The following is a 19319-nucleotide window of genomic DNA, read 5'->3' on the forward strand; positions in this document are numbered from 1 at the left end:
CTGCACCAGCAGCGCTGCCAGGGAAACGTCGGAAAGCGACGAGGAATCCGCCTCGCCGCGCTTTCCCGCGTTTGCCGGCTTGCCAACAACCGGAGGTTCGCCGCTATGCGGCGAAAACACAAGTATGGCCATTACCCAGTTCCAAGACTTTTTCCGTGAGTACGGTATTACCGAGGTCGAGTGTGTCGTGCCCGACATGACCGGCGTGGCACGCGGCAAGATCCTGCCGAAGAGCCAGTTCAACTCGGCCAATATGCGGCTGCCCAAGGCGGTGCTGATCCAGACCGTGACCGGCGACTGGCCCGACGACGACGCCATCACCGGCCCGACCGATCCTGACATGGTCTGCGTACCGGATATCAATACCATGCGGCTGGTGCCCTGGGCGCCGGACCCGACCGCGCTGGTGATCCACGATTGCGTGCACTTCGACGGCTCGCCGGTCGAGATCTCGCCGCGCTACGTGCTGCGCAAGATACTCAAGCTGTATGAGGATCGTGGCTGGAAGCCCGTGGTCGCACCGGAACTGGAGTTCTACCTGGTCGAACGCAATATCGACCCGGATATCCCGCTGAAGCCGCCGATCGGCCGTACCGGCCGGGCCGAGACTGGCCGCATGAGCTACAGCATCGACGCGGTGAACGAATTCGACCCGTACTTCGAGGATGTCTACGAATACAGCGATGCCATGCGGCTCGACGTGGATACGCTGATTCATGAAGTCGGCGCCGGCCAGATGGAAATCAACTTCGTGCATGGCGATGCGCTGGATCTCGCCGACCGTGTGTTCCTGTTCAAGCGGGTCGTGCGCGAAACGGCCCTGCGCCACAACATCTACGCCACCTTCATGGCCAAGCCCATGCAGGAGGAGCCCGGCAGCGCGATGCACATCCACCAGAGTATCGTGGACAAGGAGGGCAACAACGTGTTCTCGAACGCGGACGGTGGCCCGTCCAGCCTGTTCCTCAGCTATGTGGCCGGTCTGCAGCGCTACATGCCGGCGGTGATGCCCATCATGGCCCCGTTCGTGAACAGCTATCGCCGCCTGAGCCGCTTCACCGCAGCACCGATCAACCTGCAGTGGGGCTACGACAACCGCACCGTGGGCATCCGCGTGCCGAACTCCGGCCCGGAAGCGCGTCGGGTCGAGAACCGGGTGCCGGGCGTGGACGTCAACCCCTACCTCGCCATGGCCGCCACGCTAGCTTGCGGTTATCTCGGGATGGTGAAGGGCCTCAAGCCCACCGCTCCCATGGTGACCAGCGGTTACGACCTCGACTACGAACTGCCGCGGCATCTGGAAGACGCCATCGAACTGATGCGTGATTCGGCCGATATCGCCGAGGTATTCGGTGCCGATTTCGTCACGGCCTTCTGCGCGGTGAAGGAAAAGGAATACGACACCTTCTTCCGCGTGATCAGTTCCTGGGAGCGCAGCCACCTGCTGCTCAATGTATAAAGCGCGCCTGGCGCCATCCATTCAGACCAACCATGCGGCCGCCCCTGCCGGCCGTCACGGAGAATTTTCATGAGCAATCCATTCGATAACCGGCCTGCTATCCATGCCGAGGCCCACAAGGCCGGCGGCGCGGTATTCGCGGCGCGGTCCACCCGTGAATACCAGCAACTGGATGCCGCCCACCATTTGCATCCGTTCAGCGACATGGGTTCGCTGAACAAGCAGGGCAGTCGCGTGATCACCAAGGCCGAAGGCGTCTATCTGTGGGATAGCGAGGGCAACAAGATCATCGACGGCATGGCCGGGCTGTGGTGCGTGAACGTAGGTTATGGCCGCAAGGAGCTGGCCGAGGTCGCGTACAAGCAGATGCTGGAGCTGCCGTACTACAACACCTTCTTCAAGACCACCCACCCGCCGGTGATCGAGCTCTCCAAACTGTTGGCCGAAGTCACGCCGGCCGGCTTTGAGCATTTCTTCTACTGCAATTCCGGTTCCGAAGGGAACGACACCGTACTGCGCATCGTGCACCAGTACTGGTCTGCCGTCGGCAAGCCGGAGAAGAAGTATGTGGTGTCGCGCAAGAACGGCTACCACGGCTCCACCATCGCCGGTGGTTCACTCGGCGGCATGGGCTACATGCACGAGCAGATGCCGTCCATGGTGCCCAACATCGTTCATATCGACCAGCCGTTCTGGTTTGCCGACGGAGGTGATCTGACGCCGGCCGAGTTTGGCCTCAAGTGCGCGCAGCAGCTGGAAGAGAAGATCCTGGCCCTGGGTGCCGAGAACGTGGCCGCCTTCATCGGCGAGCCCTTCCAGGGGGCGGGCGGGGTGATCTTCCCGCCAGAGAGCTACTGGCCGGAAATCCAGCGCATCTGCCGCAAGTACGATGTGCTGCTGTGTGCCGATGAAGTGATCGGCGGCTTTGGCCGTACCGGCGAGTGGTTTGCGCACCAGCATTTCGGGTTCGAGCCGGACACCATGACCCTCGCCAAGGGCCTGACCAGTGGCTACATCCCCATGGGCGCGGTGGCAGTCAATCGCAAGGTGGCTGACGCACTGATCGCTGCCGGCGACTTCAACCATGGTTTGACCTATTCGGGCCATCCGGTCGCGGCCGCCGTGGCGGTAGCCAATATCAAGCTGCTGCGTGAAGGCGGCATTATCGAGCAGGTACGCACCGAAACGGGGCCTTACTTCCAGAAAACGCTGCGCGAAGCGCTGGCCGGTTCGCCGCTGGTGGGTGAGATCCATGGTGCCGGTCTCGTGGCCGGCATGCAGCTGACAGAGGACAAGGCGACCCGCAAGCGCTTCGTCAACGGTGGCGATATCGGTCTGCAGTGCCGCGACCATTGCTTCCGTAATAACCTGATCATGCGGGCAACTGGTGACCGGATGCTGCTGTCGCCACCGCTGGTGATCAGCCGGTCCGAGATCGATCAGCTGGTCGAGAAGGCCGCCAAGTGCATCGGTCTGACGGCCCAGGACCTGGGCATGGCCTAAGTACGCAACAACTGGCAACCCCGCCAACCGGCAGGGTTGCCAGGTCGTTCAGGCAGTGGAATAGATAGTGCTTGGTCGTCCGGCAACCAATAGGCGGCCGTGTAGGAAAAGGATGTAGGCAACGCTACTTGGCATCACCCACCTTCCCTAGGAGCAGACTGATGGCAAAGAAGCAGTTCGTAATGACTATGTTGGCACTCGGCGTCAGCGCAATCGCAGTTGAGGCGCAGGCAGCCGGCCAGTTGAATATCTACAACTGGAACGACTATATCGGCGACACCACCGTGGCGGACTACGAGAAGGCCACCGGTACCAAAGTGAAGTACGACGTCTACGACAGCAACGAGGTGCTGCAGGCCAAGCTGATGACCGGCAAGTCCGGTTATGATCTGGTGGTGCCATCGCTTGAGTTCGCTGCCAAGCAGATTCAGTCCGGCATCTACCTGCCGCTCGACAAGAGCAAGATTCCCAACTACGCCAACCTGAACCCGGAAATTCTCAAGAAGGCGGAAGTCGCCGATCCGGGCAACAAGTTCCTGGTGCCCTATATGTGGGGGACGACGGCCTTTGGCATCAATGTCGAGAAGGTCAAGAAGGCGCTGGGTAGCGAGCCGCTGCCGGCCGACGAGTGGGAGCTGATCTTCAATCCCAAGTACACCAGCAAGCTCAAGTCCTGCGGCATTTCCTTCATGGATACCGGCAGCGACGTGTTCTCCATGGTCAACATCTACCTGGGCAAGGACGCCAACGACCATAGCGAGGCCGCACTGAAGGAAGCGACCGCGACCCTGAAGAAGGTGCGCAAGGACGTGCGCGTGTTCAACTCCTCGCCGATCGACCTGCTGGCCAATGGTGACGTCTGCATGGCGATGGCCTTCAATGGCGATACCTATATGGCCAAGGACCGCGCGGAGCAGGCCAAGAAGAAGCAGCAGATCGAATACATCGTGCCGCAGAAGGGCACCATCATGTGGGTGGACAATATGGCCATCCCCAAGGACGCCAAGAATGCGGAGAATGCACTGAAGTGGATCAACCACGTGCTGGACCCGAAGCAGGCAGCCGGCATCTCCAACAAGGTCAGCTACGCCAATCCCAACGTCAAGGCAACGCCGTTCGTGGACAAGAAGCTGACCAGCGACCCGAAGATCTATCTGACCGACGAGTCCATGAGCAAGCTGCAGGCCAAGAAGCCGATCGACCCGGCCGCGCAGAAGTTGATCACCAAATATTTCAACCAGTTCAAGACTGCAAAGTAAAGCGCATGGGGCCGGATCAAACCGGCCCTTTTCATGTTCACTATCCGTTACCAAATCAAACGCTCGTTTTGTAAAATAGGCGTTTGACTTGGCAATGACCGAACCCAGGATGGAGTCTCTATTGTGGCGGTAACCCCGAATAACGTCGCAGCGGGCGACGGCAAGCAGCAGTTCCTGCAGATCAAGGGCGTCACCAAGAAGTTTGGTGATTTCTATGCGGTTGATGATGTCAACCTGGTCATCCCCAAGAACGAGATCTTTGCGCTGCTGGGCAGCTCAGGTTCCGGCAAGTCCACGCTGCTGCGCATGCTGGCCGGCATGGAAACGCCGACCGAAGGCCGCATCATCCTCGATGGCGAGGACATCACCGACCTGTCGTCCTACCAGCGTCCGACCAATATGATGTTCCAGTCCTATGCGCTGTTCCCGCACATGACGGTGGAGCAGAACATTGCCTTCGGCCTCAAGCAGGACAAGGTACCCAAGGACGAGATCGTCGATCGCGTGGGCAAGCTGCTGGACCTCGTGCAGATGCGCAAGTACGCCAAGCGCAAGCCGCACCAGCTGTCAGGCGGCCAGCAGCAGCGGGTGGCGCTGGCCCGCTCGCTGGCCAAGCGGCCCAAGCTGCTGTTGCTCGACGAGCCGCTCGGCGCGCTGGACAAGAAGCTGCGGGTTCAGACCCAGTTCGAACTGGTCAACGTGATCGAGACCGTGGGCGTGACCTGCATCATGGTGACGCACGATCAGGAAGAAGCCATGACCATGGCCAGCCGTATCGCCATCATGAGCGAGGGCAAGCTGGAGCAGGTCGGTGGCCCGCGCGAGATCTACGAGTTCCCGAACAGCCGCTTTACTGCCGAGTTCATCGGTTCGACCAATATCTTCGAGGGCAAGCTGTCCATCGACGAGCCCGACCACATCGTGATCGACAGCGCCGATCTCGGCCGCGGCATCTATGTCGATCATGGCATCACCGGACCCAAGGGCATGACCGTCTGGTATTCGATCCGGCCCGAGGATGTCACGTTATGCCGGCAGAAGCCGGAATCGCAATACAACTGGGCCGAGGGCAAGGTGCACGATATCGCCTACCTGGGTTCTCACTCGGTCTATCACGTCAAGCTGGCCTCGGGCCGCATCGTGATCGCCAACGTGCCGACCAGCCACTGGGGCAATGAAAAGCCGGCCACCTGGGGCGACGAGGTCGTGGTCAAGTGGAGCGATGGCGCCAATGGCTGGGTGCCAGGTTCGGTGCTGACATCATGATCAAGTCCTTCTTCCTGCGCTGGCTACCCCGGGGCCGGACCGGGGTGATCGCCATCCCCTATGTCTGGCTGCTGTTCTTCTTCGTGCTACCGTTCTTCTTCGTGCTCAAGATCAGTTTCGCCGAGCCGGACATTGCCCAGCCGCCGTACTCCCCCCTGGTCAAGCAGGAGGAAAACAAGACCACGGTGGTGCTCGATACCAGCAAGTACAAGGCTGTGTTCGGCGAGGTGGATGCCTTCTTCGAGAAATCCTGGACCGAGGCCAAGGAAGAGAGCCAATACCTGGTGGCGTACTGGAATGCCATCAAGCTGGCCTTCTTCACCATGCTGCTGACCCTGCTGATCGGCTATCCGCTGGCCTACAACATCGCCCGTTCGGGTGAGGCGGTCCGCAATACGCTGCTGATGCTGGTGATGATCCCGTTCTGGACCTCCTTCCTGCTGCGGGTCTACGCCTGGATCGGCATCCTCAAGAACAACGGGGTGATCAACAACATCCTGATGGCAACCGGCATCATCAACGAGCCGATCGAGATGCTGTACACCCCTGGTTCGGTGCTGCTGGGCATGGTCTACAACTACCTGCCGTTCATGATCCTGCCGCTGTACGCCCATCTGGTGAAACTCGATGGCCGTCTGTTCGAGGCTGCCGCCGACCTGGGCGCCAAGCCCTGGACCACCTTCTTCCAGATCACCTTGCCGCTGTCCAAGGCAGGCATCATCGCCGGCTGCATGATGGTGTTCATCCCGGCCGTGGGCGAGTACGTGATCCCGGCCTTGCTGGGTGGTGGCGACGTGGTGTTCATCGGTAACAAGCTGATGGATGATTTCGGTGCCAACCTCGACTGGCCGCAGGCCTCGGCGGTGGCGGTCATCATGCTGATCCTGCTGGGTGGACCTATCGTCTGGTTCCATCGCATCGAGCAAAAACAACAGGAGGCAGAGCAATGAGCCGCATGCCATTGTCCAACCGGATCTTCATGGGGCTCGGGTTCTTCTTCCTGTACGCCCCTATCCTCAGCCTCGTGATCTACTCCTTCAACGAGTCGCGCCTGGTCACGGTCTGGGGGGGCTTCTCGCTGAAGTGGTACGAGATACTCCTTAACGATGCCGATCTGCTGCACGCTGCCGGTCTGAGCTTCAAGATCGCCTTCATGTCGGCCACGCTGGCCGTGGTGCTGGGTACGATTGCGGGCTTCGCGCTGGCACGCTTCGGTTCCTTCCGGGGCCATACGCTGTTCGCCGGCCTGACGACGGCACCGATGGTGATGCCCGAGGTGATCGTGGGGCTGTCCATGTTGCTGCTGTTTGTGGCGCTGCAGACCAGCATGGGTTGCGGTGCTGATGCCGGACCACAGGGGCTGCTGTCACGCTTTGGTTGCTGGGCGTTTGGCGAGCGCGGCATGGTCACCATCTGGATAGGCCATACCACGCTGTGCATGGCCTACGTGGCGGTACTGGTGCAGTCGCGCCTCAAGGAGCTGAACCGCTCGCTGGAGGATGCCGCCATGGACCTGGGCTGCCATCCTTTCAAGGTGTTCTTCGTCATCACCATTCCGGTGATCTCGCAGGCGCTGATATCGGGCTGGCTGCTGAGCTTCACGATCTCGCTCGACGACTACGTGTTGACCGCCTTCCTGTCCGGTCCCGGCTCGACCACCATGCCGCAGTGGATCTTCTCCTCGATCCGTCTTGGCCTGACGCCGGAGATCAATGCCTTGGCCACCATCGTGATCGTCGTGGTGTCCCTGTTCGTGGTGATCTCTACCCGCCTGATGCTGTCCGCCCAGGCCAAACGCGACAAGGCCATGCAGGCGGCCTTTGCGCAGGGTGGCGCCGCGCACTGATCGCGCCGGGTGTCCTCCCGAAAACAAATGGCACCCCGCGGGGTGCCATTTGTTTTTCAAGGATGGGTCGATCAGCCCAGGGCCTTGGCCACGTAACCCTTCACGACTTCGGCATCATTGGGAACCAGCTCGCTGCGTTGCGGCAAGGCCTCAATACCAACCAGGGCGGCCGGGCGTGGTGGCGTTTCGTTCAGGGCCTCCACGATGGTGGCCTCGAACTTGGCCGGCAGCGCCGTTTCCAGTGTCACCATCGGCACACCCGGGCGACGGGCTTCCAGTGCGACCTTCACGCCGTCGGCCGTGTGCGGGTCGAGCACCACCTGCCAGTTGGCCTTGGCCGAGCGGATGGTGGCAATACGGTCGGCGTGGGTACTCTTGCCGGAGCTGAAGCCGAACTCGCCGACCATGCGGGCGAAGAAGGGCGTCTTGCCCAGGTCGAAGCCACCGGTGCTGTCGACCTCCTGCCACAGGCCTGCCAGTGCCTGGCTGTCGCGATCGATCAGGTCGAACACGAAACGTTCCAGGTTGGACGCCTTGGAGATATCCATCGACGGGCTGGAGGTGGCGTGCGTGTGGGCGGAGCCGCGCACGGTGTAGCGGCCGGTCTTGAAGAACTCGTCCAGCACATCGTTCTCATTGGTCGCTACCACCAGATTCCCTACCGGCAAGCCCATCTGGCGGGCGATATGGCCAGCGCAGATATTGCCGAAGTTGCCCGAAGGTACGACGAAGTCCACCGGCTCTCCAATGCGGCTGGCCACCTTCAGGTAGGCACGGAAGTAGTACACCACCTGGGCGACGATACGACCCCAGTTGATCGAGTTGACGGCGCTGATCTTGTAGCGGGCCTTGAAGTCGGCGTCGTTGTTGATCGCCTTCACGATGTCCTGGCAGTCATCGAAGGTGCCTTCGACCGCCAGGTTATGGATGTTGGCATCCTGCAGGCTGAACATCTGTGCGCGCTGGAAGGGGCTCATGCGGCCGTGCGGGCTCAGCATGAACACGTTCACGCCCTGCTTGCCGCGCATGGCGTATTCAGCGGCGGAGCCGGTATCACCCGAGGTGGCACCGACGATATTGACCGCCTCGCCGCGCTTGGCCAGCACGTACTCGAACAACTGCCCGAGCAACTGCATGGCGATGTCCTTGAAGGCCAGGGTCGGGCCGTTCGAGAGGTGCAACAGGTGCAGGCCGTCTTCTAGTTCGGTCAGCGGGGTGATGTCATTACTGCCGAAGGCGTCCTTGGTATAGGCCGCCTCGACCAGTTGCCGCACGTCTTCTGCCGGAATATCGGTCGCAAAGCGCGAGACGATCTCATAGGCCAGCTGCGGGTAGCTGAGCGTACGCCATTGTTCCAGTGTGGCGTGGTCGATCTGCGGATAGCGGTCGGGGACCACCAGGCCGCCATCGGGGGCCAGGCCGCCGAGCAGGATATCGCTGAAGCTTTGCGGGGCCATGCCACCGCGAGTGCTGATGTATTGCATGACGTGTCCCTTACTTGTCCAGGTTTTCCAGGCGTAGCTTGGTCACGCTACTGGCGATGGTCGCCAGTTCCTCGATCCGGGCGATGGCGCTGTTGACGCTGCGCTCCTGCGCCAGGTGGGTCAGGATGATGATGTCGACGATCTTCTCGCCCTCTGCCGGCTCCTTCTGCATCATCGCGTCGATGGAGATGCCGAGGTCGGCCAGGATGCGGGTCACATCGGCCATCACGCCAGCCTGGTCATGTGCCTTGAGTCGCAGGTAGTAGCTGGTCTCGACCGCTTCGATCGGCAGGATGGGCAGGTCGGCCAACTGGTCCGGCTGGAAGGCCAGGTGCGGTACACGGTGTTCCGGGTCCGCTGTCAGCAGGCGGGTCACATCCACCAGGTCGGCCACCACGGCCGATGCCGTCGGCTCGGAGCCGGCACCGCGACCGGAGTAGAGGGTCTGGCCCACGGCGTCACCCTGGACCACGACAGCGTTCATCACGCCGTCGACATTGGCGATGATGCGCTTGGCCGGGATCAGGGTCGGGTGGACGCGCAGCTCGATACCATTCGGCCTGCGGCGGGCGATGCCCAGCAGCTTGATGCGGTAGCCCAGCTGCTCGGCGTAGGTAATGTCCTCTTGCGTCAGCTTGCTGATGCCTTCCAGATAGACCTTGTCGAACTGCATGGGAATGCCGAAGGCCAGGGCCGCCAGGATGGTCAGCTTGTGAGCGGCATCGTGCCCCTCGATATCGAAGGTCGGATCAGCCTCGGCGTAACCGAGCTTCTGTGCCTCGGCCAGTACGTCGGCAAAGGCGGCGCCCTTGTCGCGCATCTCGGTCAGGATGAAGTTCGAGGTGCCATTGATGATGCCGGCGATCCATTCGATGCGGTTGGCGGTCAGGCCCTCGCGCAGTGCCTTGATGATGGGAATGCCACCGGCCACCGCGGCTTCGAAGGCCACGGTGACCCCCTGTGCCTGGGCGGCGGCGAAGATTTCGTTGCCGTGCAGGGCCAGCAGGGCCTTGTTGGCGGTAACCACATGCTTGCGATTGGCAATCGCCCGCAGCACCAGCTCCTTGGCCAGGGTGGTGCCGCCGATCAGTTCGCAGACGATATCGATGTTCGGGTCGTCCACCACAGCCAGGAAGTCATTGCTGAAGGCGAGGCCTTCGACCACGGCGGCGGGCGCAATGGCGCGCGCCTTGTCGATATTGCGCACCGCCACGCGGGTGACCTGGATGGCGCGGCCGGCGCGCCGGCCGATTTCCTCGGCGTTGCGGGCCAGTACCTTGGCGACTCCGGAACCGACCGTGCCAAAGCCCAGCAGGCCTACTTGGATAGGTTTCATACAGATTGCCTAACTATTTGGGTGGAGCGGTTTTCTGAAATTGAACGACGCGATGACCAAGCCCTCGCGGTGATAGAAGCGATGCGCATCTATCCGCTGGGTGCCGGAATCCAGCATAAAATTGGTCGCGCCGCGCTGCCTGGCTTCTTGTTGGAGCCAATCCAGCAGCAATTTGCCAACGCCTTGTGAGCGTCGCTGTGAGGTGGTGACCAAGTCGTCCACATAGAACTTGGTACCGGAGAAGGTATCGCGATATTGCCGGAAAACCGCCACGCCGAGTACGTCTTCGCCGTCGATGGCTACGATCATCTCGCCGCCATCGGCAAAGATGGCCTGCATCTGGCCGGCGTAATCGGTGCCCAGTTGGGGCCGCAGCTCCCTGTGGGTGGCCTCCGCCCGGGCGAGCCAGACGGGTTCAGTCAATTGGAGGTGCTCGTTGGTCAGGCGGAGTATCTGCATGGTTCAGGCCGAGTGACGTTTTCGATAACCGGCCAGGAAACGCTCGATGCGATCGAGCGCTTCTTCCAGCTCATCCAGGTGCGGCAGGAAGACCACGCGCAGGTGATCCGGCGAATGCCAGTTGAAGCCGGTACCCTGCACCAGCAGCACCCGCTCTTCTTCCAGCAGTTCGGTGATGAAGGCCTGGTCGTCGGCGATCGGGTAGATTTTCGGATCGAGCCTGGGGAACAGGTAGAGCGCGCCCTTGGGCTTGACGCAACTCACGCCCGGTATGGCGGTCAGCCGCTCCCAGGCAAGATCGCGCTGCTTGGTCAGCCTGCCGCCGGGTGCGACCAGTTCGTTGATGCTCTGGTAGCCGCCCAATGCCGTCTGGATGGCATGCTGGCTCGGTACGTTGGCGCAGAGGCGCATCGAGGAGACGATATTGAGACCGTCGATGTAGTCCTGGGCGTGACGCTTGTCGCCGCTCAGTATCATCCAGCCGGCGCGATAACCGCAGGCACGGTAGTTCTTGCTCAGGCCGCCGAAGGTCACCACGAAAACATCCTCGGCCAGCGAACCGATGCTGGTGTGGGTATGGCCGTCGAACAGCGTTTTGTCGTAGATCTCGTCGGCATAGACGATCAGATCATGCTCTCGGGCGATCTGCAGGATGCCCTTGAGGATGTCGTCCGGATACAGCGCGCCGGTCGGGTTGTTGGGGTTGATCACCACGATGGCGCGTGTGGTGTCGGTAATCTTGGCGCGGATATCGTCGAGGTCGGGCAGCCAGCCGTCTTCCTCATTGCACAGGTAATGTCGCGCCGTACCGCCTGATAGCGACACGGCAGCCGTCCAGAGCGGGTAGTCCGGCGCAGGGACCAGTACTTCGTCGCCATTGTCGAGCAGGGCATTCATGCTCAACAGGATCAGCTCGGACACGCCGTTGCCGATATAGATGTCTTCGATCCCGACGCCCTTGATGCCTTTCTGCTGCGAATAGTGCATCACCGCCTTGCGGGCAGAGAACAGGCCTTTCGAGTCGGCATAGCCGCCAGAGTTGGGCAGGTTGTGGATCACATCCTGCACGATCTCGTCCGGTGGTTCGAAGCCGAACACCGCCAGGTTGCCGATATTGAGCTTGATGATGCGATGGCCGTCATCTTCCATCTGCTTGGCGCGCGCCAGGGCCGGACCGCGGATTTCATAACAGACCTTGTCGAGCTTCTGGCTTTTCTTGACGGGACGCATCGTGGCTTCAATGGGCAGGTGTAGGGGAGCGTTCGATAGTAGCAAAGATTTTTGCGCTGCAATATTCGCTTTGTATCGCACGCTTATTCCCGGCCAAGCAGGCTAAAATAGCCCCTTATCCTGTTTTGTCCATCATCATGAAACTGCACGCTGACAAGCCTACCCATCTCAATGTGTTCACCGGCTATGGCACTGACTTCGTCAGCGTCAACGAGCAGCGTCATACCGGCAGCCTGGTGGTGGGGCCGACCGAAGTGCATGCCTGGCGCCCCGCCAGCTTTGCCGACCTGACCGAGGCGGATTTCGAGGCGTTGCTGGCCTACAAGCCCGAGGTGGTCCTGCTAGGCACCGGTAGTCGCTTGCAGTTTCCCCATCCGCGGCTCAGCAAAGCGCTGATGCAGGCGCAGATCGGGGTCGATGCCATGGATGTGTCGGCCATGTGCCGCACCTTCAATATCCTGGTGGCTGAAGATCGTCGCGTTCTCGCTGCAGTCTTGTTCGCCTAGGCCGCTGTCCGACGCTCGTTAGCGACCACTTTTGCTTTTCTGGTCCTCTGGTCCGGCTAGTTCAGGTGCCGTACTGCCTCGTCCTAATGATCGATCACTTTGCGGTATGCAATAACTTGAACCGGTAACGCGGCTACGGAACAGTCTTGTAGTTGACGACTACTTGCCTGCAGATAAGTACATTTGGCGACAAAATTTAATATAATCAGATTTTTCTGATATTCATTTCGCCGCCTGTCCCGCTATTTCAACGTTCAGGCGCGCTATCGACGGCTTGTCGCACCGCAAAGGTGCATCTCCAGGCAGGGCGTTACCATGTGCCTGCAACGTTGATCTCCCCTGAAACGCGTTGACACCTTAACGCCGGCCTTAGGGCCGGCGTTTTCTATGCTCGGGTTACAATGGCACCTTCCTGCCCATCCCCTTGCTTGCCATGACTGCCATCCTGCCGCCCGCCCACCTGATAGCCCAGCAAGTTGCCACCGCCTTGGCCGAAGACATCGGTCGCGCCGACTGGACAGCCATGCTGATCCCGGCCGGCCGGCCGGGCCGGGCTACCGTGATCGCCCGCGAGGCGGCTACCTTGTGTGGCCAGGCCTGGTTCGAGGAGTGCTACCGCCAGGTGGATCCGGCTGTTCGGGTGAGCTGGCGCGTCGCGGAAGGTGCGCGTATCGAAGCCGGCCAACTGCTGTGCGAAATCGAAGGCCCCGCACGGGCCTTGCTGAGCGCAGAGCGCTGCAGCCTGAACTTCCTGCAGACCCTGTCGGCCGTGGCGACCGAGACCCAGCGCTATGTCGCGCTTATTGCCGGCACCAACGCAAAAATCCACGATACCCGCAAGACCTTGCCGGGCCTGCGTCTGGCGCAGAAATATGCGGTGCGGGTTGGCGGTGGCGAGAATCAGCGTATCGGTCTCTACGATGGCATCCTGATCAAGGAGAACCATATCGCCGCAGCCGGCGGCATCGCCGAAGTCATGGCGGCCGCCCTCAAGCTGGCACCGCCGGACGTGAGCATACAGATCGAGGTGGAGAATCTGGATGAGCTCGACCAGGCACTGGCGGCGGGTGCGAAGTCGGTATTGCTCGACAATATGAGCCTGGCGGATCTATGCCTGGCGGTGCAACGCAGTGCGGGCATCGCTGTGCTGGAAGCCAGCGGCGGGGTGGAATTCGACACGGTCCTGGCGATTGCCGAGACTGGGGTAGACCGTATTTCGATCGGCAAGCTCACCAAGGACGTGCGTGCGCTGGACCTGTCCATGCGCTTCGCCTTCGCCGACTGACCGGCTTTCGTTCCAGGTCGCGCTTCAGTTGCCGTCCGTCTGCTCGGCACCGTATTTCTTCCAGAGCGGTCGCAATACGCCTGCCTTGCGCATCCTTTCCAGTAGCTGATTGATCTCGGCAATGCTGGGCCGGATGCCGCGGCGGATGATGATGGTGTGCGAGTAGACCTGGTCTTTCTTTTTCGACACCAGGAAGCGATCCCGAAGCTCGGGTTGGCGAGCCAGGAAGCTGGTCAGAAATGCCTCGGACACGACCGCGACCTCGCCACGCCCCAGCAGCAGCAGTTTCAGCGAGGCTTCATTGTCGTTGGTGAAGGCGATACGGAAGCGTTGCCGCAGATAGTCCGGGTCGCCGTTGAAGCCGGCAAAGCCATAGTGGTAGCCCAGCATGGCAATCAGCTGCTTCTCTGCCAGGTTGTCGAAGTAACTGTCATTCCTGCCTGGGCTGGCCAGCGCAACATAGACCTCGCCCCCTCGCAGATAGACGTTGGAAGCGTCGACCGGTCTGTCCTCCCATCCCCAGGCCAGGTTGTCGAAGGTCGACATATCATATTTGCCGAGGTCAAAATCCTTGAAGCGGCGGACTGTGCCGGTGACCACGGGTTCGAAGCGGTAGGTGTCCTGGAAGGCGTTCATCAGTTCCAGTAACTCAACCCGCAGTGTGTCCTTGCCAGCGCCAGCGTCTTTCTCGATATAGGGCGGAAAGATCGTTACCCCCACCTTGACCCGTTGCGCAGCCTGGCAAACGGCGCCGGACAGCAACAAGGAGACAGCAAGGGCAAGGGGTGGAGCGAAGCGCATGATCTGCTCGCATCGGGAGTCGTGTCCGCCAAGCTTAGCCGGGGATCTCGCCTTCAGCCAGGCTTGCGCGCCAGTGACCGGACTTACCACCCTTTTTCTCCAGCAAGCGGGTGGACTCGATCACCATGCCGCGATCCACCGCCTTCAGCATGTCGTAGATGGTCAGCAGGGCGACCGAGACGGCCGTCATGGCCTCCATCTCCACGCCGGTGCGACCGACGGTTTCTGCCACGGACGTACAGTCGACATGATGCCCCTGGACGTCCACGCTGAAGTCCACGCTGACATGTGTCAGCGGAATAGGGTGGCACAGCGGGATCAGGCTGCCCGTCTGCTTGGCGGCCATGATGCCGGCCAGCCTTGCCACCCCCAGTACGTCACCTTTGCGGGTATCCCCCATCGTGAGCAGGGCCAGGGTGGACGGCTGCATGCGGATACGCCCGCTGGCCGTCGCGCTGCGCTGGGTCTCCGGCTTGCTGCCTACGTCCACCATATGGGCCTGGCCGCTGGCGTCGAAATGGGTTAGTGCTTGCTTGGGGTCGCTCATGGGTCTGGATGGTCCGGTATCAGTCGTGTTCGGTATTGCCGTATTGCTGGCTGACGACCTGATGCCAGCGGGCCGCTGCGCTAAGGTCGCTCTCGCGTGCATCGACCCAGCGCGGGCCCTCAGGTGTCCATTCCTTCTTCCAGAATGGGGCGCGGGTCTTCAGGTAGTCCATGATGAAGGCGTTGGCCTCGAACGCAGCATGGCGATGCGCGCTGGCCACCAGGACCAGCACGATGGCGTCGCCTGGATGTAACTTGCCGACCCGATGGGCTATCCGTACCGCGTGCAGCGGCCAGCGTACCGCCGCTTCTTCGGCGATGCGGGTCAGCGCCTTTTCGGTCATGCCTGGATAGTGTTCCAGCTCTAGCGCGACCACGTCGGCGGCGAGGTTGAGATCCCGCACCAGGCCCACGAAGCTGACCATCGCGCCGATGCCGAGGTCTCCCTCGTTGATCTGCGCAAACTCGGCAGCCAAATCAAAATCCGCCGCCTGGACCGCCACCGATATCCGGGCTTGTGGCAGGGTTTCCATCCTAGCCTCCCGTCACCGGTGGGAAGATGGCTATCTCGGCGCCTTCATGCAGCGGCGCACTGAAATCCACCAGCTCTTGATCAAGCGCGACCCGGAATACCTTGCCGCCGGCCAACTCCTCGGCCCAGGCATCGCCACGCGCCGCGAGGTGAGCGAGCAGCCCCGCAATGGTCAGCACGCCATCGGGCGTGCTCATTTGTTCCTGTGCGAGACCAAAGCGCTCTCGCAGACGGGCAAAGTACAGGAGTGTGATCTGCATGTGTCAGGCCAATAGTTGCGCCAGCGGCAGGTACCGGACCTGCTCGCCAGCCTGGATCGTGGTGTCGCTGGGCACGTCGATCAGTCCGTCGGCCCAGGCCAGCCCGCTCATCACCGCCGAGCCCTGGCTCGGATAGAGCCGGGCGACCAGTTGGCCGCTCGGGTCGGCTTCCAGTCGCGCGCGCAGGAACTCCCGGCGCTTGTCGGCGCGTGGCCAGTCAAAGCCGGCTGCTACCCGTAGCGTGGGGGCCGTAGTGTGCGCTGCACCCATGCGCTTGAGCAGGAACGGCCGCGCCAGCAGTACAAAGGTCAGGAAGGCGCTGACTGGATTACCCGGCAGGCCGATGAAGTCGGCCTCGCCGACCTTGCCAAAGGCCAGGGGCTTGCCCGGCTTGATCGCAATACGCCAGAGATCGAGCTGGCCCAGTTCGCTGACGGCGGCTTTTACATGGTCTTCCTCGCCGACCGACACGCCACCGCAACTGATGACCACCTCGTTTTCCTGCCCCGCCTGGCGGAAGGCGGTGATCGTCGCCGCACGGGTATCGGCGACCTTGCCGTAGTCGCGTACCTCGCAACCAAGCCGGCGTAGCAGTGCACCGATGGCGAACTGGTTTGAATTGTAGATACCGCCTGCAGGCAGGGGTTCCCCGGGCTGGGTCAGTTCATCGCCGGTACACAGCAGGCCGACGCGCAAACCAGGGGCAACGGCCAGTTGGGCGATACCCAGCGAGGCTGCCAGCGATAAATGCTGGGGGCCAAGCCGTTGGCCTACGCTCAGGACTTCGCTGTCGACGGCAATATCCTCGCCCAGTCGACGGATATGCTGGCCTGGCCTGACCTGCCCCAGGAGGCGCACGGTCTCTCCGGCAGCGTCGGTCTCTTCCTGCGGGACCACGGCATTGCAGCCGGCCGGTATGGGCGCGCCGGTAAAGATACGCGCCGCACAGCCTGCGGCCAGCGCCTGGCCGACGTCGCCGGCGGCAATGCGTTGCACCACCGGAAAGCTCGCGGGCACGGCAGCGAAATCGGCGATATGCAGTGCGTAGCCATCCATCGCGCTGTTGTCGAAGCCCGGCACTGCCAAGGGGGCAATGACGGACTTGGCCAGGATGCGACCGTCGCATTCCTGCAGGGCCAGCATCTCGTGGCCAGTCTGGGCGTGCGCCTGTTCGAGGAGGCGCGCTAGCGCCTGGTCAAAGCTGATCAAGGACATAGGAGGATGGTCTGATTGTGCTGGGTATGGCGCTAAACCCTACACCAAGCGACGGCGATAGGGGAGTGCGTGTGGGTATATAGCAAAAAGCCCTTGATTTTGTTAAGGTGCGCAAGTGCTGGTATGTACCCACGGCGGGGATTCCGCCGACAGCCTGCAAGAACCGCCCGAGTGATCGGGCCCAGTCAGCCGCCGGAGAGGCGGTACCCACATGGAAGGAATTCCCATGTCCAAGCGAGTGGTAACACTGGCGCACTATTACACTGCGCCTGAAATCCAGCAGATGGCCGACAAGGTCGGCGACAGTCTCGAACTTTCCCTCTATGCCCGTGATGCCAATGCCGACGTGATCGTGTTCGCCGGCGTGCGTTTCATGGCCGAGACCGCCAAGATACTGAATCCCCAGGCTGAGGTGATACTGCCCGATGCAGGTTCCACCTGCTCGCTGGTCACCCAGACCGACGTCAAGCGCCTCAAGGCCTGGCGCGAAAAGCATGCTGACCATGTGCATGTCTCCTATATCAACAGCTCCGCCGAGCACAAGGCGCTCAGCGACTGGATCGTGACGAGCCGCAACGTCGACGACATCATCGCCCACCTCTACGCCGAGGGTAAGAAGGTGATCTTCTCGCCCGACCGCAATATGGGCGCCTACCTGAACTATCAGTATGGCTACGACATGCCGCTGTGGTCGGCCGTGTGCGAAGTGCACGACAAGTTCAACGAGACTGCGCTGAACGAGGGTATGGCGGCCGTCGAGGGCGCCAAATACCTGATCGCGCATCCGGAGAGCCCGCTGCCGGTGCTCAAGCGTGCCGACTACGTCGGTTCCACCAGCGGCATGCTGAACTGGATCAAGCGCTTCGATCGCGAGCCGGATGCGACCATCTTCGTCGCGACCGAGGACGGCATCCTCTACAACATGGGTCTGGCCCGTCCGGACCTGAAGATCATGCAGGCCCCCATCTATGCCGGCTGCCAGTGCAACCAGTGCCCCTACATGAAGATGAACAATGTCGAGCGGGTGCAGCGTGCCCAGGCAGGTGAGGGAACGCGTATCGACTACCTGACCCCGGCGCAGATGGATGCCGCCCGCTTGCCGATCGAACGCATGCTGGCCTTTAGCGAGGCGCAGATGCAGAAGTCAGCACAGCCCCGGCCGATCGCCGTTCCGGCTTGAGTTGCAAACAAGAGGGCAGGGGATAACCTGCCCTTTTTTGTCCCCGCTTTCCACTGGCTAGCCATGCGCGAATTCGATTACCTGATCTTCATCGGCCGTTTCCAGCCTTTCCACAATGGCCATCTGTGGACCATGCAGCATGCCTTGCAGCTCGCGGACAAGGTCATCGTGCTATGTGGCTCCGCCCGGCAGGCTCGCAACCCCATGCACCCGTTCACGGTCGAGGATCGCGAACGCATGATCCGGCTGGCGTTGGCGGAGGAAGAGCAGTCGCGTGTGTTCGTGGTGGGCATCTCCGACCGCATGTACAACGACCAGCAGTGGCTGACCGAAGTGCAGCATCTGGTCGACCGTGTGATCGCGGTCGATACCTCGGATGTCGGCAGTAGGCAGGCGCAGTTTCGCATCGGTATCGTCGGCCCGCCACGTGGCGCCAAGAAGGGCAATGCCGAATATCTCGACCTGTTCCCTCAATGGGCGCGGGTGGAGGCGCCGGAGCTGCCGGACGTGCATGCCTCGCGCATCCGCCATGCCTTTTTCGATCCGGAACGGGACAGTGATTGGCCGTCCTGCGCGGCCTTGCTGCCGGTACCGGTGTTCGACTGGCTCAACACCTTCCGTGCTGCCGAGACGTTTGCCAAGCTGCAGGATGAATACCTGTTCGTGAAGCGCTACCGGCAAAGCTGGGCTGCCGCGCCGTATCCACCGAGCTTCGTGACGGTGGACGCCGTGGTGATCCACTCCGGCCACGTGTTGCTGGTCCGTCGCCGCTCGCAACCCGGCAAGGGCTTGTGGGCACTGCCCGGTGGTTTTGTGAACCCGGACGAGCGGATCAAGGACGCGGTCATTCGCGAGCTCAAGGAAGAGACCCGGCTCAAGGTGCCGGCGCCGGTGCTGGCGGGTTCCATGCGTTCCAGCCGGGTATTCGATCACCCGCAGCGCAGCCTGCGTGGCCGCACCATCACCCATGCTTTCCTGATCGAATTGGCGCCGACCACCGAGGGGTTGCCCAAGGTGCGTGGTGATGACGACGCCGACAAGGCCAAGTGGGTGCCCCTGTTCGAATTCAACCGCATGGAAGAGCAGTTGTTCGAGGATCATTTCTATATCGTGAACTGGTTCCTCGGCCAAGTCTGATGGCCGTGCGAGTGG

At 61.6% G+C, this 19319-nt stretch carries 19 protein-coding genes; 10 read left to right on the plus strand and 9 right to left on the minus strand.

Going from position 1 to position 19319, the window contains the following annotated elements; genetic code table 11:
- Positions 1–124: 124 nt before the first annotated feature.
- From ACYVHK_RS01690 to ACYVHK_RS01715, 6 genes are all read left to right on the plus strand, one after another.
- Positions 125–1459: a glutamine synthetase family protein gene (locus ACYVHK_RS01690; RefSeq protein ID WP_460526925.1), complete on the plus strand. Its 1335-nt coding sequence runs from the start codon at positions 125–127 to the stop codon at positions 1457–1459.
- Positions 1460–1528: 69 nt separating this feature from the next.
- Positions 1529–2962: an aspartate aminotransferase family protein gene (locus ACYVHK_RS01695; protein WP_460526927.1), complete on the plus strand. Its 1434-nt coding sequence runs from the start codon at positions 1529–1531 to the stop codon at positions 2960–2962.
- 182 nt (positions 2963–3144) lie between these two features.
- Positions 3145–4221, plus strand: a complete 1077-nt coding sequence (locus ACYVHK_RS01700) for a polyamine ABC transporter substrate-binding protein (RefSeq protein WP_460526929.1) — start codon at positions 3145–3147, stop codon at positions 4219–4221.
- 123 nt (positions 4222–4344) lie between these two features.
- Positions 4345–5487, plus strand: coding sequence for an ABC transporter ATP-binding protein (locus ACYVHK_RS01705; RefSeq protein WP_460526931.1), 1143 nt, complete (start codon positions 4345–4347; stop codon positions 5485–5487).
- Complete coding sequence (locus ACYVHK_RS01710) at positions 5484–6437, plus strand: ABC transporter permease (RefSeq protein WP_460526933.1); 954 nt, start codon at positions 5484–5486, stop codon at positions 6435–6437. Before ACYVHK_RS01705 ends, ACYVHK_RS01710 begins: the two co-directional genes overlap by 4 nt.
- A gap of 5 nt (positions 6438–6442) precedes the next feature.
- Positions 6443–7333: an ABC transporter permease subunit gene (locus ACYVHK_RS01715; RefSeq protein WP_460527173.1), complete on the plus strand. Its 891-nt coding sequence runs from the start codon at positions 6443–6445 to the stop codon at positions 7331–7333.
- Between the two features lie 71 nt (positions 7334–7404).
- Here ACYVHK_RS01715 and thrC read toward each other — a convergent pair whose 3' ends face one another.
- The 4 genes from thrC to ACYVHK_RS01735 are packed head-to-tail and all read right to left on the minus strand — an operon-like array spanning position 7405 to position 11842.
- The gene (gene thrC / locus ACYVHK_RS01720; protein WP_460526934.1) at positions 7405–8817 is read right to left on the minus strand and encodes a threonine synthase; all 1413 of its coding nucleotides are present in this window, start codon (positions 8815–8817) and stop codon (positions 7405–7407) included.
- Positions 8818–8827: 10 nt separating this feature from the next.
- Positions 8828–10153, minus strand: coding sequence for a homoserine dehydrogenase (locus ACYVHK_RS01725; RefSeq protein WP_460526936.1), 1326 nt, complete (start codon positions 10151–10153; stop codon positions 8828–8830).
- A 9-nt stretch (positions 10154–10162) separates the two neighbouring features.
- Entirely contained in the window at positions 10163–10612 is a 450-nt protein-coding gene (locus tag ACYVHK_RS01730) for a GNAT family N-acetyltransferase (protein ID WP_460526938.1), read from the minus strand.
- Positions 10613–10615: 3 nt separating this feature from the next.
- Positions 10616–11842 (minus strand): pyridoxal phosphate-dependent aminotransferase, encoded by a 1227-nt coding sequence (locus ACYVHK_RS01735; RefSeq protein WP_460526940.1) that lies wholly within the window; start codon positions 11840–11842, stop codon positions 10616–10618.
- 137 nt (positions 11843–11979) lie between these two features.
- Between ACYVHK_RS01735 and ACYVHK_RS01740 the strand changes: the two genes are divergently transcribed.
- Both ACYVHK_RS01740 and nadC read left to right on the plus strand, forming a co-directional pair.
- Positions 11980–12348 (plus strand): Mth938-like domain-containing protein, encoded by a 369-nt coding sequence (locus ACYVHK_RS01740; protein ID WP_460526942.1) that lies wholly within the window; start codon positions 11980–11982, stop codon positions 12346–12348.
- A 433-nt stretch (positions 12349–12781) separates the two neighbouring features.
- Positions 12782–13633, plus strand: a complete 852-nt coding sequence (nadC, locus tag ACYVHK_RS01745) for a nicotinate-nucleotide diphosphorylase (protein WP_460526944.1) — start codon at positions 12782–12784, stop codon at positions 13631–13633.
- Between the two features lie 24 nt (positions 13634–13657).
- Here nadC and ACYVHK_RS01750 read toward each other — a convergent pair whose 3' ends face one another.
- The 5 genes from ACYVHK_RS01750 to ACYVHK_RS01770 are packed head-to-tail and all read right to left on the minus strand — an operon-like array spanning position 13658 to position 16987.
- On the minus strand, positions 13658–14434 hold the full coding sequence (locus ACYVHK_RS01750) for a substrate-binding periplasmic protein (protein ID WP_460526946.1): 777 nt from the start codon (positions 14432–14434) through the stop codon (positions 13658–13660).
- A gap of 34 nt (positions 14435–14468) precedes the next feature.
- Positions 14469–14981, minus strand: a complete 513-nt coding sequence (gene moaC, locus ACYVHK_RS01755) for a cyclic pyranopterin monophosphate synthase (protein ID WP_460526948.1) — start codon at positions 14979–14981, stop codon at positions 14469–14471.
- 19 nt (positions 14982–15000) lie between these two features.
- A complete protein-coding gene (gene moaE, locus ACYVHK_RS01760; protein ID WP_460526950.1) occupies positions 15001–15513 on the minus strand; it encodes a molybdenum cofactor biosynthesis protein MoaE in 513 nt (170 codons plus the stop codon).
- 1 nt (position 15514) lies between these two features.
- Positions 15515–15772 carry a MoaD/ThiS family protein gene (gene moaD / locus ACYVHK_RS01765; RefSeq protein WP_460526952.1) on the minus strand — a complete coding sequence of 86 codons (258 nt, stop codon included), beginning with the start codon at positions 15770–15772 and terminating at the stop codon, positions 15515–15517.
- A 3-nt stretch (positions 15773–15775) separates the two neighbouring features.
- Positions 15776–16987, minus strand: a complete 1212-nt coding sequence (locus ACYVHK_RS01770) for a molybdopterin molybdotransferase MoeA (RefSeq protein WP_460526954.1) — start codon at positions 16985–16987, stop codon at positions 15776–15778.
- Positions 16988–17213: 226 nt separating this feature from the next.
- Between ACYVHK_RS01770 and nadA the strand changes: the two genes are divergently transcribed.
- Together nadA and ACYVHK_RS01780 are read left to right on the plus strand one after the other, a co-directional pair.
- Positions 17214–18167, plus strand: a complete 954-nt coding sequence (gene nadA, locus ACYVHK_RS01775; protein WP_460526956.1) for a quinolinate synthase — start codon at positions 17214–17216, stop codon at positions 18165–18167.
- 63 nt (positions 18168–18230) lie between these two features.
- Positions 18231–19304 (plus strand): bifunctional nicotinamide-nucleotide adenylyltransferase/Nudix hydroxylase, encoded by a 1074-nt coding sequence (locus tag ACYVHK_RS01780; protein WP_460526958.1) that lies wholly within the window; start codon positions 18231–18233, stop codon positions 19302–19304.
- The last annotated feature ends 15 nt before the right edge of the window (positions 19305–19319 follow it).

The sequence above is a fragment of the Chitinimonas naiadis genome, from assembly GCF_054780835.1.

Bases quoted from the DNA above. Each gene is read 5' to 3' on its own strand.
- ACYVHK_RS01690 (WP_460526925.1), top strand. From the start codon at position 125: ATGGCCATTACCCAGTTCCAAGACTTTTTCCGTGAGTACGGTATTACC.
- ACYVHK_RS01695 (WP_460526927.1), top strand. From the start codon at position 1,529: ATGAGCAATCCATTCGATAACCGGCCTGCTATCCATGCCGAGGCCCAC.
- ACYVHK_RS01700 (WP_460526929.1), top strand. From the start codon at position 3,145: ATGACTATGTTGGCACTCGGCGTCAGCGCAATCGCAGTTGAGGCGCAG.
- ACYVHK_RS01710 (WP_460526933.1), top strand. From the start codon at position 5,484: ATGATCAAGTCCTTCTTCCTGCGCTGGCTACCCCGGGGCCGGACCGGG.
- ACYVHK_RS01715 (WP_460527173.1), top strand. From the start codon at position 6,443: ATGCCATTGTCCAACCGGATCTTCATGGGGCTCGGGTTCTTCTTCCTG.
- thrC (WP_460526934.1), bottom strand. From the start codon at position 8,817: ATGCAATACATCAGCACTCGCGGTGGCATGGCCCCGCAAAGCTTCAGC.
- ACYVHK_RS01725 (WP_460526936.1), bottom strand. From the start codon at position 10,153: ATGAAACCTATCCAAGTAGGCCTGCTGGGCTTTGGCACGGTCGGTTCC.
- ACYVHK_RS01730 (WP_460526938.1), bottom strand. From the start codon at position 10,612: ATGCAGATACTCCGCCTGACCAACGAGCACCTCCAATTGACTGAACCC.
- ACYVHK_RS01735 (WP_460526940.1), bottom strand. From the start codon at position 11,842: ATGCGTCCCGTCAAGAAAAGCCAGAAGCTCGACAAGGTCTGTTATGAA.
- ACYVHK_RS01740 (WP_460526942.1), top strand. From the start codon at position 11,980: ATGAAACTGCACGCTGACAAGCCTACCCATCTCAATGTGTTCACCGGC.
- nadC (WP_460526944.1), top strand. From the start codon at position 12,782: ATGACTGCCATCCTGCCGCCCGCCCACCTGATAGCCCAGCAAGTTGCC.
- ACYVHK_RS01750 (WP_460526946.1), bottom strand. From the start codon at position 14,434: ATGCGCTTCGCTCCACCCCTTGCCCTTGCTGTCTCCTTGTTGCTGTCC.
- moaC (WP_460526948.1), bottom strand. From the start codon at position 14,981: ATGAGCGACCCCAAGCAAGCACTAACCCATTTCGACGCCAGCGGCCAG.
- moaE (WP_460526950.1), bottom strand. From the start codon at position 15,513: ATGGAAACCCTGCCACAAGCCCGGATATCGGTGGCGGTCCAGGCGGCG.
- moaD (WP_460526952.1), bottom strand. From the start codon at position 15,772: ATGCAGATCACACTCCTGTACTTTGCCCGTCTGCGAGAGCGCTTTGGT.
- ACYVHK_RS01770 (WP_460526954.1), bottom strand. From the start codon at position 16,987: ATGTCCTTGATCAGCTTTGACCAGGCGCTAGCGCGCCTCCTCGAACAG.
- nadA (WP_460526956.1), top strand. From the start codon at position 17,214: ATGTCCAAGCGAGTGGTAACACTGGCGCACTATTACACTGCGCCTGAA.
- ACYVHK_RS01780 (WP_460526958.1), top strand. From the start codon at position 18,231: ATGCGCGAATTCGATTACCTGATCTTCATCGGCCGTTTCCAGCCTTTC.